The following is a 12,334-nucleotide window of genomic DNA, read 5'->3' as shown; positions in this document are numbered from 1 at the left end:
CTGTCGGCGTGCAGCTGTCCGAATTGGTTCCCGACCGTGCCGTCTCCGACGTGGACCCGGACTGGTTGTACGAGACCTTCGCCGACTGGGCGGGCTCGGAGGGCCTGAACCTCTACCCGGCCCAGGAAGAGGCGCTGCTGGAACTGGTGACCGGGTCCAACGTCATCCTCAACACGCCGACCGGGTCGGGTAAGTCGCTGGTCGCGATCGGCGCGCACTTCGCCGCGCTCAACAAGGGCGAGCGCAGCTACTACACCGCGCCGATCAAGGCGCTGGTGAGCGAGAAGTTCTTCGCGCTGTGCGAGGTGTTCGGCGCTGACCGGGTCGGCATGGTGACCGGTGACGCGGCGGTGAACCCGGACGCGCCCATCATCTGCGCGACCGCGGAGATCCTGGCCAATCTGGCGCTGCGTGAGGGCGCGGCGGCCGATGTCGGCCAGGTCATCATGGACGAGTTCCACTACTACGCCGATCCCGATCGCGGCTGGGCGTGGCAGGTGCCGCTGATCGAGCTGCCCAAGGCCCAGTTCCTGCTCATGTCGGCCACCCTCGGCGAGGTCGACTTCTTCGCCGAGGACCTGACCCGGCGGACCGGGCGCGAGACCGCCATCGTCGCCGGTTCGGAACGGCCGGTGCCGCTGAGCTTCTCGTACGTGCGCACCCCCATCACCGAGACGCTCGAGGATCTGGTGACCACCAGCCTCGCGCCGGTGTACGTCGTGCACTTCACCCAGGCCGCGGCCATGGAGCGGGCGCAGGCGCTGATGAGCGTGAACATGTCCTCCAAGGCGGAGAAGGAGGCGATCGCCGCGGCCATCGGCGAATTCCGTTTCGCCACCGGCTTCGGCAAGACGCTGTCGCGGTTCATCCGCCACGGCGTGGGCGTGCACCACGCGGGCATGCTGCCCAAGTACCGCCGCCTGGTCGAGAAGCTGGCACAGGACGGACTGCTGAAGGTGGTGTGCGGCACCGACACCCTCGGCGTCGGCATCAACGTCCCGATCCGCACGGTCATGCTGACCGGGCTCACCAAGTACGACGGCGTGCGCACGCGGCGGCTCAATGCCCGCGAGTTCCACCAGATCGCGGGCCGGGCCGGGCGCGCGGGTTACGACACCATGGGCACCGTCGTGGTGCAGGCCCCCGAGCACGAGGTGGAGAACGCGCGCCTGATCGCCAAGGCGGGCGACGACCCCAAGAAGCTCAAGAAGGTCCAGAAGAAGAAGCCGCCCGAGGGTTTCGTGTCCTGGTCGGAGGAGACCTTCGACCGGCTGGTGGCGGCCTCGCCCGAACCCATGGTGTCGCGGTTCAACGTCACCAACTCGATGCTGCTGAATGTGATTGCGCGCAAGGGCAATTGCTTCTACGCCATGCGGCACCTGCTGGAGCAGAACCACGAGCCGCGCGCGGCGCAGCGCAGGCACATCCTCAAGGCGATCCGGCTGTACCGGGCGCTGCGCGACGCGGGCGTGGTGCAACAGCTCGACGAACCCGACGCCGACGGCCGGCACGCCCGGCTGATGGTGGATCTGCAGCGCGACTTCGCGCTCGATCAGCCGCTCTCGCCGTTCGCGCTGGCCGCGCTGGAACTCCTGGACAAGGAGTCGCCGACCTACACCCTCGACGTGATCTCGCTCATCGAGTCCACCCTCGAGGATCCGCGCCAGCTGCTGATGGCCCAGCAGCACAAGGCGCGCGGCGAGGCGGTCGCGGAGATGAAGGCCGACGGGATCGAGTACGAGGAGCGCATGGAGCTCCTCGAAGAGGTCACCTGGCCGAAACCCCTGGCCGCGGAACTCATCGAGCCCGCGTTCGAGACCTACAAGGCCGGGCATCCCTGGGTGTCGGAGTTCGAGCCCTCCCCCAAGGCCGTGGTGCGTGAGATGGTCGAGCGGTCCATGACCTTCGCCGAACTGGTGTCGGGTTACGAGCTGGCCCGCTCCGAGGGCGTGGTGCTGCGGTATCTGGCCGACGCCTACCGGGCGCTGCGGAGGACCGTGCCCGAGCAGGCCCGCACCGAGGAACTCGACGACATCACCGAGTGGCTGGGCGAGCTGATCCGGCAGGTCGACTCCAGCCTGCTCGACGAATGGGAGCAGCTCACCAATCCCGGCGCCGAGGGCGACGAGCAGCAGGTGGCGTTCGGGGCGGAGACAGTGCGCCCGATCAGCGCCAATGAGCGGGCGTTCCGGGTCCTGGTGCGCAATGCCATGTTCCGGCGGGTGGATCTGGCCGCGCTGCGACACTGGGACGCGCTCGAGGACATGGGCGACGACGTGGACTGGGCGGCCGAACTCGCACCCTATTTCGACGAATACGACACCATCGGGACCGGTCCGAACGCCCGGGGGCCACAGCTGTTCCGGGTCGAGCAGCGGCCGGGATTCTGGGATGTCCGCCAGGTGCTCGACGACCCCAATGGCGACCACGGCTGGTCAATCGACGCCATCGTGGATCTGGCCGAGTCCGACGCCGCGGGCGAAGTGGTCTTCGACGATCTGTCGATCACCGCGGGCTGACTCCCGGCGGCCGCCGATCGAGTGCGGGCCCGGGCCGTCCGCCGTCACACTCTCGTCAGACGCCACCTCGGGCAGATGAACGAATCCCGGCGTTAGAGTGACGTAATCGATCGTCCACCGGTTCGTTTTTCGAGGCTCAACGCGTGTATTGTCTCGCAGGTTGCCTGAGTCCCTGCCGCCCTGGCCGACAGAAAAGAGTTCCCTTAGATTGCCCGGTCGAAACATGCCCGAGTCGCCCTGTCTGGTCATCGACCTCGACAAGGTCCGCGCGAACTATCGCGCACTGCACGCCGCCCTACCTGCGGCACGAATTCGCTTCGCCGTCAAGGCGAGTCCCGTGCCGGAGATCATCCGGCTGCTGAACGACGAGGGCGCGGAGTTCGACGTCGCCAGCGTCGGTGAGATCGAGCTCTGCCTCGCGCAGGGCGTGGATCCGGCCGTCATGTGCTACGGCAATCCGATCAAGAAGGCCTCCCAGATCGCCACCGCCTACGCGGCGGGCGTGCGACGCTACGCCTTCGACACCGAGGACGATCTGGAGCGCATCGCCGAGCATGCGCCGGGCTCGGAGGTCGAGTGCCGGTTCCTGTCCTCGGCCCCGCAGTCGCAGACCCCGTTCGGGACCAAGTTCGGCTGCGCGCCGGGTGAGGCCAAGCGGCTGCTGGTGCGGGCGCACGATCTGGGCCTGACGGTGGTCGGCCCATACTTCCACGTCGGCTCGCAGCAGCTGGACCCGAAGGCCTGGGGCATCGGGATCGAGCAGGCCGGCGCCATCGCGGAAGCGTTGGCGATCAAAGACATTCCAGTGACGGCGGTGAATATCGGTGGGGGACTTCCGATTTCGTACGCCGATCCGGCTCCGGGGGTCTCGGAGCTGGGTGCGGCGATCGCCGATGCGGCGGCCCGCTATCTCCCGGAACACACCGCCCTGGTGGTGGAGCCCGGTCGCGCCCTCGTGGGCAACACCGGTGTGATCCACGCCGAAGTGGTGAATGTTCGCCGAGCGCCGGACGGGCGGCGCTGGATATACCTCGATATCGGCCGCTACAACGGCATGGCCGAAACCGAGAACGAGTACATCGCCTACCGATTCGAAACCGATCGGGACGCGGATCCGAAGGACGAGGCGGTAGTCGCTGGTCCTACGTGTGATGGCGACGATGTACTCTATCAACGCACGCGTGTCCTCCTTCCGACCACGTTGCGAGCCGGTGATCCCGTTCGGATCCTCGAGACCGGCGCCTATACGGCGAGCTATTCGTCGGTGTCCTTCAACGGTTTTCCGCCACTGACAGTCCATGTCACTGGCGCTGAGCGAGAGTGAGTTTTAGCCATGATCACGGCAGAATTCACCGGCTGGCACGTGCTGGCCGAGTTCGGTGGTGTCGACGCTGCCCTCTGCGACGACCTCGAACGACTCGAAACCGCGCTTCGAAAATCGTTGGTCGCCGCGGGGGTGACCATCTGCGATGTCGTGCGCAAGAAGTTCGAGCCGCAGGGTGTCACCATCCTGGCCCTGCTCGCCGAGTCGCACGCCTCGATCCACACCTACCCTGAGTCCGGCGACATCTTCGTCGACGTATTCACTTGCGGCAGCATCGGTTCCGGCGCCACCAAGGCCGTCGAACTGCTGCAGCAGGAGCTGTCCCCGGGGTCGGTCAACATCGAGGTCATCCAGCGCGGCCACACCGCCCGCCGGATCCACGAGCCGGTCGGCGAGGGTCTGACCCGGGTGTGGAACACGACGGAAACCATCGTCGACACCAACACCCCGTACCAGCACATGGTCATCGCCAGGACCGAGCAGGGCATCTCCCTGTTCTCCGACGACGACCGCCAGTCCACCGAGTTCTCGCAGCTCACCTACCACGAGGCCATGCTGGTCCCGGGGTACGCGCTGGCCGCGAAGCTGGACAAGGTGCTGATCATCGGTTCCGGTGAGGGTGTCGCCTCGCAGATGTCGGTGGCCGCGGGCGCCTCGCTCGTCGACCACGTCGACATCGACCAGCTGGAGGTGGAGCTGTGCGCCGAGCACCTCCCCTACGGTTACTCCCTGGCCGACCTGGCCGAGGCGGTCGCGCAGACCGGCCCGATCAAGATGCACTACGCCGACGGCTGGGACTTCCTGGCCAAGGCCGAGGCCGCGGGCGTGCGCTACGACATGATCTGCATCGACCTGCCGGACGAGCGGGTCGAGGACGCGCAGCACAACCGCCTCTACGAGGACGACTTCCTCAACCGCTGTAAGGCGCTGCTGGCCGAGGGCGGCGTGCTCGCCGCGCAGGCCGGCTGTCAGACCATGTGGCGCAACGAGACCCTGAAGCGTTCGTGGACCCGGTTCCACAACCTGTTCGAGACCGTCGTTCCCTACGTCAGCGACGAGCACGAGTGGACGTTCATCTTCGGTACCCCGGCCGCCATCGCGGACCCGGTCGCGAAGATGACCGAGACGCTGTCGACCCTGCCCTACAAGGCCGAGACCATCGACGAGCGGGCCCTGGTCCGCGGCGCGATCGAGCCGCACGCGCTGCGTGTGAGCGTGACCGTCTAATCGATCCGCTCCGTAGCGAAGCGCCCCGCACAGCCTGGCTGTGCGGGGCGCTTCGTTTTTCGTCGTTTCACACAACGGATTTCGTTGCCCGTGGACCGTCCGTCACGCGATCGCGGGGAGCGTGACGACCTGACCGGCGTAGGCCAGGCCCGCGCCGAAGCCCAGCAGCAGCGCGGTGTCGCCCGGCTTCGAGGCGCCCGAGCGCAGCAGCTGCTCCATCGCCATCGGGATCGACGCGGCGCTGGTGTTGCCCGCCTCCGCGATATCCCGTGCGACAGCGATGTTTTCGGGCATGTGCAGCGCCCGCACCAGCGCGTCGGTGATGCGCCCGTTGGCCTGGTGCGGCACGAACGCGTCCAGATCCTCCACGTTCACGCCGGCCTGGTCCAGCGCGTCGCGGCAGGCCTTCTCCAAGAACGTGACGGCCCAGCGGAATACGGCCGCGCCGTTCATCCGGATGTAGGGCCGCTCGGTGGTGCCGCCGGTCGCCTCCGCCGCGGCGACCTCGGCGAAGTAGGTCTTGAAGTCCTTGTCCTGCTTGATCGCGGCGGTCTGGCTGCCGTCCGAGCCCCAGGCCACCGGCCCGATGCCCTCGACGTCGGAGGCGCCCACCACGACCGCGCCCGCACCGTCGGCGAAGATGAACGCGCAGGTGCGGTCGTCCTGGTCGAGCAGGTCCGAGAGCCGCTCCACGCCGATCACCAGCACGTGGCGGGCCTGACCGGCGCGCACCAGGTTGGCCCCGTTGGCGAGCGCGTAGCAGAAGCCCGCGCACCCGGCCGAGACGTCGAAGGCGGCGGTGTCGTGCATGCCGAGTTCGGTCGCGACCACGGCTCCGGCGGACGGTCCCAACACCATCTGCGAGGAGGTGGCCAGGATGACCGCGTCGATCTGCTCGGCGGTGACCCCGGCGGCGTCGAGCGCGTCGCGGGCGGCGGCGGTGCTCATGCCGACGATGGTCTCGTCGTCATCGGCCCAGTGACGGGCCTCGATGCCGGAGCGGGTCCGGATCCATTCGTCGGAGGAGTTGATGCGGTCGACGATCTCGGCGTTGGGGACCACCCGGCGTGGCCGGTACACGCCCAGGCCGAGCAGGGCGGCGTGGGCTACCGGGGTGGCGGTGGCGATCTGGGCTGACATGCGCGGATTTCCTCTTTTCCCATATGAACCGATCGGTCCACATGGGTTAGGTTTAACATGGACCGATCGGTTCACACAAGGGCTGGAGGAAATTGCAATGACGGCGGGACCACGCGCCCGATTGATCGCGAGCACCATCACCACCGTCCAGGAACACGGCGTGCACGCGGCCGGTCTCAACGAACTCCTCAAACGCAGCAACGCCTCCCGAAACTCGCTCTACCAGCACTTTCCTTCGGGCAAGGGGGAGCTGGTGGCCACCGCGGCCCGCATCGTGTCGCGCATGGTCTACTCCCACGTGAGCCGCATGTCCGACGCGCTGCCGGTCGCGCCCTCCCTCGACGGGTGGGTCGACGAGTTACTCGGCTTCTGGCGCGGCCAACTCGAGACCAGCGAGTTCCGCGCGGGATCGTTCATGATGGCCGCGGCCCTCGACGAACTCGACCCGACCCTGCAATCGGCCGCCGGTCAGGCCTTCTCCGAATGGACCGCCCGGCTGGCCGACGGCCTGGTCGACGCGGGCATCGAGCGCGCCACCGCCTGTTCCCTGTCCGGCTTCGCCCTCTCGGTCATCGAGGGCGCGATCGTGCAGAGCCGCGCCCTGAAATCCGCCCTTCCCTTCACCGACGCGGGCACCCAGCTCACCGTCCTGCTGCATCACCACCTGCCCAACCGCCGCTGATCCCGCGACGCGGTTGACTTGGAGCGCACTCCAGGTCGTAGCGTCGTGGGCAGGCGGCGAACCGCCGCGAATTCCATTCCTACCGAGGAGGATTCATCGCATGATCGCGACCAGGAAGCTCGGCGAGCTGACCGTCGGCGCCCAAGGCCTCGGCTGCATGGGCATGAGCGGCGCCTACGGCGTCCAGGACAACGACGCCGAGTCCATCGCCACCATCCACCGGGCCCTGGACCTCGGCGTCACCCTGCTCGACACCTCGAACGTCTACGGCCCGGAGACCAACGAGCGACTGCTCGGCCGCGCCATCGCCGACCGCCGCGACCGCGTCGTGCTGGCCACCAAGTTCGGCATCGTCTGGGGTGAGCAGGGCACGCTCGGCGCGCGCGGCGACGCCGCGTATGTGAAGCAGTCCTGCGACGAGTCCCTCGCGCGGCTGGGCATCGACCACATCGACCTCTACTACCAGCATCGCGTGGACCCGAACGTGCCCATCGAGGAGACCTGGGGCGCGCTCTCGGAGCTCGTGCAGGCCGGCAAGGTCCGCTACCTCGGCATCTCCGAGGCCTCCGCCGACACCATCCGCGCCGCCCACGCCGTCCACCCGGTGACCGCGCTGCAGAGCGAATGGTCGCTGTGGACCCGCGACATCGAGGCCGCAATCGTGCCCGCCTGCCGGGAACTCGGGATCGGCATCGTGCCCTTCTCGCCGCTGGGCCGCGGCTTCCTCACCGGCGCGATCACCTCCACCGCCGACCTGCCCGCCGATGACATGCGCCGCCGCCTGCCCCGGTTCGCCGACGGCAATATCGACGCCAATCTCGCCATCGTCGCGGCCCTGCGGGAACTGGCCGACGAGAAGGGCGTCACCGCGGGGCAATTGGCCCTGGCCTGGGTGCAGTCCCGCGGCGACGACGTGGTCCCGATCCCCGGCACCAAGCGCCGCGCCTACCTCGAACAGAACGTGGCCGCGACCGAGATCGTGCTGTCTCCGGAGGATCTGGCCCGTATCGAAGCCGCCGCACCGGCCGAATCGGTGGCCGGGGCGCGCTATCCCGAAGCGCTGGCGCGCGTCACCAACCGCTAGTCCCCCCGATCCCGGCCCTCGATGAGGAGAACGACCGCATGAGGATTTCGGTTGCCGCAGACGAGGACACCGGGGTGGCCACGGCCGTGGTCGAGGAGCTGCGGACGCGCGGGCACGAGGTGACCGTGCACGGGGCTCTCGATCCCGACGAGCGCGACGACTGGGCGTGGGCCTGCGAGGCGGCGGCGCGCGATGTCGCCGACGGCCGGACCGAGCAGGCGATCGTGTGCTGCTGGACCGGCACCGGCGCGTCCATCGCCGCCAACAAGGTCGCCGGGGTGCGGGCGGCGCTGTGTGTGGACGCGTATACCGCTGAGGGAGCACGGAAGTGGAACGACGCGAACGTGCTGGCGCTGAGTCTGCGCCTCACCTCGCGCGCGCAGCTGAGCGAGATTCTCGACGCCTGGTTCGCCGGGGCCCCGAGTGCGGACCCCGGCGATCGGGCGAACATCGCCCATGTGGATCTGATCGGGTGATCAGTCCTGCGCGGCCAGATGCGCGTGCCGCGTGCGCAATTCGCGCTTGAGGATCTTGCCGCTGGGGTTCTTGGGCAGCGCGTCGACGAAGGTCACGTATTTGGGGACCTTGTATCCGGCGAGGCGCTGCTTGCAGTGGGCGAGGACGGCGGCCGCGTCCGGCTCGATTCCGGTGCGCGCCACCACGATCGCGGCGACCGCCTCGATCCAGCGCGGATGCGGGATGCCGACCACGGCGGCCTCGGAGACGTCCGGGTGTTCGTAGAGGACTTCCTCGACCTCGCGGCTGGCCACGTTCTCGCCGCCGGTCTTGATCATGTCCTTCTTGCGGTCGACCACGCTGAGGTACCCGTCGGCGTCCAGCACGCCCAGGTCGCCGCTGTGGAACCAGCCGTTGCGGAAGGCTTCCGCGGTCTTGGCGGGATCGTTCCAGTAACCGAGCATGGCCTGCGGGGACCGGTGCACGATCTCGCCGACGACACCGACGCCGACCGGATTGTCGTCGTCGTCGACCACCCGGGTCTCGACATTGAGCGCCGGGCGGCCCGCCGACCCGGGCTTGGCGAGCTGATCCTCGGGTGCGAGAACCGTTGCCAGCGGCGAGAGTTCGGTCTGGCCGTAGAAGTTGGTCAGGCCGACGCCGGGCAGGCGCTCGGCCAGTTCGTGCAGCACCTCGACGGGCATGATGCTCGCGCCGTAGTAGCCCTTGCGCAGGGACGACAGGTCGTAGCCGTCGAAGTCGGGGTGGCGCAGCAGCGAGACCCACACCGTGGGCGGGCAGAACAGTTTGGTGGCCCGTTCGGTCTCGATGGTGCGCAGCACCGTGGCCGGGTCGGGGCCGGGCAGCAGGATGCTGGTCGCGCCCAGCCACAGGTCGGGGGTGAGGAAGCAGTGCAGCTGCGCGCAGTGGTACAGCGGCAGCGCGTGCACCTCGATGTCGTCGGCGCTCATACGGCCGTCCACGACGACGCTGGTGTACTGCGCGATCAGCGCGCGGCTCGACAGCACCGCGCCCTTGGGGCGCGACTCGGTGCCGGAGGTGTACATGATCTGGATGGGGTCGTCGTCGGCGACGAACACCTCGGGGGCGGAGGCGTCGGAATGGGTTTCCCAGGCGCTCACGTCCTCCCATCCGGTCGTCGTGGGCAGGTCGCCGAGGCCGATGCGGCCGAGCAGCCGGATCTGGCCGTCGCCCAGCTGTTTCACCGCGGCCTCGGCCGGCTCGGCGAGGCCGTCCTCGGCAATGAAACCGACCGCCCCGCTGTGTTCGAGGATGAACGCCACCTCGTCGGCGGTGAGCATGAAATTGATCGGCACCGAGATCGCGCCCAGCCGGGCCAGCGCGACGTAGAGGAGCACGAACTCGCGGCAGTTGTGCGAGTAGATCGCGACCCGATCCCCCTGCCCCACACCGCGATCGGCCAGGCTGTGCGCGACCCGGTTCACCGCCGCGTCCAGATCCGCGTAGCTCTCGCGCCGATCGCGCCACACCAGCGCCGTCTTGTCCGGGACCCGGGCGGCGCTGCGCCGCAGCAGATCTCCGAGCGCCTGCGAGCGCGCGCCCGTCACGGTCCGATCAGTGCCCTGTGCATCCATGCGACCAACTTCTACCGCACGAGTGTGTCCCGTGTCATACAGTCTCGCTGAGCAGGACCAGATCCCGCCGCCACGCAGCACATTTCGACTCGTAATACGGCAGGTGCCCGGCCTCGAAGTCGGCGGCCGACCAATCGGCCTCGGCGACCTCGGCGGTCCAGGTGTAGGTCCACGCGTACCCGACGCGCTCCCCCAGATGCACCGACACCGGGGTCAGGTCGTACTCGTCGTCCTCGAAGGCGTCGAGCACCCGCCAGTCGTCGGCGGTGAGCCCGGTGAGCACGAAGCCCGCTGTCACGGCGTCGGTCGCGGTGACCAGTCCCGGATACGCCCGCCCGGGCAGCGCGGCGGCCCGCCGCCCGATCAATCGCGCGGGCTCCATCCGCGGGACGCGGCCTATCAATGCGGTCAGCACGGCTTCGAACCGCAGGGTGCCGTAGACGAACAGTGGATCACTCGCGGCCGGAAGCCTCCGTGCCCACCGGTCGTTCATCGCCCGGCGATTCGCGCGAACAGCCCCGCGTCGTGGGAGTTGACGACGGTCACCGTGTCCCCGTGCAGCTTCCGCAGTTCCCGCAATCGCCGCTGGTTCAGCCGGTACGCCTCCCCCGCGATGGACCCGGTCTCGTACACCTTCCACCAGAACGGCGTGAACGGCTCCTCGGGGTGGATGCTGGATTCGGTGAAGAACGCGTCACCGGCGTGCAGGAGCCATCCGTTGCCGTGATCGATGGCCACCCCGGCGTGACCGCGGGTGTGACCGAGCAGCGGCACCACCAGGATCTCCGGCGGCAGCCCGGGCAGGTCGCGCACCGCGGTGAAGCCGAACCAGTCCTCGCCGCCCTCGACCTCGTTCACCATCCACTTGGGTCCGTGCGCCCACTGCGCGGCCCGGTAGCGCAGCTTCTCGGACAGGGTGGGCGTGGCGGTGGCGGCCCGGAATTCGGGTCCGTGAATGTGCACGGTGGCTTCGGGGAAGTCCGAGAGTCCGCCGGAATGGTCCAGGTCGAGGTGGGTGAGGATGATGTGCCGGACGTCGCGCGGGTCGTAGCCCAGCGCCTGGATCTGGCGGATCGCGGTCTCGCCCTCGGACGGTTTCGCGCCCATCAGGAAACGGCTGGCACCCAGCATCTTTCCGGGCTGCCGCACGGTCTCGAGCCCGAACCCGGTGTCGACGAGCACGAGCGCGTCGCGAGTCTCGACGAGCAGGCAGTGATCGATGACGCCGAATCCCATGGTGCCGCAGTTGAGGTGATGGACGCGCATGGCTCGAGCGTTTCAGACACCCCAGAGTGACGCAACCGCGCAGGTTGTCGGATTTGTCGTGGCGCCCGGCGGGCCGGTCCGGCGCGAGGGCTCAGCGCGGACGGCCCTCGCGGATGATCTCGGCGAGCAGCTCGTAGTCGTCGCCGCGCGCGGTGGAGGAGCGGAACGCCAGCCCGACCGTGCGGCCCGGCGCGGGCGCGGCGAAGGTCGCCACCTCCAGGGTGCCGCGTGAGGTCTCGGCCGGGACCGCCATGGCCGGGATCAGGGTGACGCCGAGATCGCCCGCGACGAACTGCACCACCGTGGCCAGCGACGCGGCGCGGGTGTCGCCGACCGCGCCCGGGTGCGCGTCGTGGGTACGGCACAGGTCCATGGTCTGATCACGCAGGCAGTGGCCTTCGTCGAGAAGCAGCAGCGGCAGCGCGTCGAGGTCGGCCGGGGTCAGGTCGGAGCGGCCGGCCAGCTCGTGGCCGCGCGGCACGACCAGCACGAACTCCTCGGTGTAGAGCGGTATCTCGACGAGGCCGGGCGCGTCGGCGGGCAGCGCCAGCATGGCCACGTCGAGCACGCCCGAGCGCAGGCCGTCGAGCAGACGGGCGGTCTGGTCCTCGATGACGTGCGGCGCGAGAGCGGGTACCCGCCTGCGCAATTCGGGCAGCAGGGTGGGCAGCACGTAGGGGGCGACGGTCGGGATGATGCCCAGCCGCAGGGTGCCGCGCAGCCCCTCTCCGGCGGCCGACGCGACAAATCGGTCAGCGGCCTCGAGGGTCGCGATGGCTTGCGGCAGCAAACGTTTGCCGTCGGCGGTGACCAGCACACGGCGCGTACTGCGCTCGATCAGCAACAGCCCCAGTCCGTTTTCCAGTGATGCCAGCGCCTGGGATAACGTGGGCTGGCTCACGCCAAGCCGGGTCGCCGCAGTACCGAAGTGCCGGTACTCCGCGACGGCCACGAACGCACGCAGCTGTGACAGGGTGGGCTGATAAGTTTGATCAGTCACGCCTATGAGTGTAGTGCGAC

The 12,334-nt window shown here is 68.8% G+C and carries 11 protein-coding genes; 6 read left to right on the top strand and 5 right to left on the bottom strand.

The window, feature by feature from the left end; translation table 11 throughout:
* The first annotated feature begins 50 nt into the window (after positions 1-50).
* The 3 genes from ACQPYY_RS12295 to speD all read left to right on the top strand — a co-directional run bounded on the left by ACQPYY_RS12295 (position 51) and on the right by speD (position 5,070).
* Entirely contained in the window at positions 51-2,519 is a 2,469-nt protein-coding gene (locus ACQPYY_RS12295; RefSeq protein WP_433594631.1) for a DEAD/DEAH box helicase, read from the top strand.
* Between the two features lie 223 nt (positions 2,520-2,742).
* Complete coding sequence (locus tag ACQPYY_RS12290) at positions 2,743-3,843, top strand: type III PLP-dependent enzyme (protein WP_379100179.1); 1,101 nt, start codon at positions 2,743-2,745, stop codon at positions 3,841-3,843.
* 12 nt (positions 3,844-3,855) lie between these two features.
* The gene (speD, locus tag ACQPYY_RS12285) at positions 3,856-5,070 is read left to right on the top strand and encodes an adenosylmethionine decarboxylase (RefSeq protein WP_433594630.1); all 1,215 of its coding nucleotides are present in this window, start codon (positions 3,856-3,858) and stop codon (positions 5,068-5,070) included.
* Positions 5,071-5,172: 102 nt separating this feature from the next.
* Here speD and ACQPYY_RS12280 read toward each other — a convergent pair whose 3' ends face one another.
* Positions 5,173-6,210, bottom strand: coding sequence for a beta-ketoacyl-ACP synthase III (locus ACQPYY_RS12280; RefSeq protein WP_433593827.1), 1,038 nt, complete (start codon positions 6,208-6,210; stop codon positions 5,173-5,175).
* 97 nt (positions 6,211-6,307) lie between these two features.
* Between ACQPYY_RS12280 and ACQPYY_RS12275 the strand changes: the two genes are divergently transcribed.
* The 3 genes from ACQPYY_RS12275 to ACQPYY_RS12265 all read left to right on the top strand — a co-directional run bounded on the left by ACQPYY_RS12275 (position 6,308) and on the right by ACQPYY_RS12265 (position 8,452).
* The gene (locus ACQPYY_RS12275; protein ID WP_379096750.1) at positions 6,308-6,892 is read left to right on the top strand and encodes a TetR/AcrR family transcriptional regulator; all 585 of its coding nucleotides are present in this window, start codon (positions 6,308-6,310) and stop codon (positions 6,890-6,892) included.
* 100 nt (positions 6,893-6,992) lie between these two features.
* Positions 6,993-7,976 carry an aldo/keto reductase gene (locus ACQPYY_RS12270; protein ID WP_433593826.1) on the top strand — a complete coding sequence of 328 codons (984 nt, stop codon included), beginning with the start codon at positions 6,993-6,995 and terminating at the stop codon, positions 7,974-7,976.
* Between the two features lie 38 nt (positions 7,977-8,014).
* A complete protein-coding gene (locus ACQPYY_RS12265; RefSeq protein WP_433593825.1) occupies positions 8,015-8,452 on the top strand; it encodes an RpiB/LacA/LacB family sugar-phosphate isomerase in 438 nt (145 codons plus the stop codon).
* On the opposite strand, the gene ACQPYY_RS12260 is transcribed toward ACQPYY_RS12265, so the two are convergent.
* The 4 genes from ACQPYY_RS12260 to ACQPYY_RS12245 form a co-directional block, all read right to left on the bottom strand.
* Positions 8,453-10,048 (bottom strand): acyl-CoA synthetase, encoded by a 1,596-nt coding sequence (locus ACQPYY_RS12260; RefSeq protein WP_433593824.1) that lies wholly within the window; start codon positions 10,046-10,048, stop codon positions 8,453-8,455.
* Positions 10,049-10,082: 34 nt separating this feature from the next.
* Positions 10,083-10,541, bottom strand: coding sequence for a gamma-glutamylcyclotransferase family protein (locus tag ACQPYY_RS12255; RefSeq protein WP_433593823.1), 459 nt, complete (start codon positions 10,539-10,541; stop codon positions 10,083-10,085).
* Positions 10,538-11,314, bottom strand: coding sequence for an MBL fold metallo-hydrolase (locus ACQPYY_RS12250; protein ID WP_433593822.1), 777 nt, complete (start codon positions 11,312-11,314; stop codon positions 10,538-10,540). The genes ACQPYY_RS12255 and ACQPYY_RS12250 overlap by 4 nt, the downstream gene beginning before the upstream one ends.
* Before the next feature lie 91 nt (positions 11,315-11,405).
* Positions 11,406-12,314: a LysR substrate-binding domain-containing protein gene (locus ACQPYY_RS12245; RefSeq protein WP_379096732.1), complete on the bottom strand. Its 909-nt coding sequence runs from the start codon at positions 12,312-12,314 to the stop codon at positions 11,406-11,408.
* Positions 12,315-12,334 lie beyond the last annotated feature (20 nt).

Origin of the sequence: Nocardia sp. CA-145437, assembly GCF_050956485.1 — a bacterium.
Taxonomy (GTDB): Bacteria; Actinomycetota; Actinomycetes; order Mycobacteriales; family Mycobacteriaceae; genus Nocardia.
This window is presented reverse-complemented; position numbering and strand designations above follow the sequence as displayed.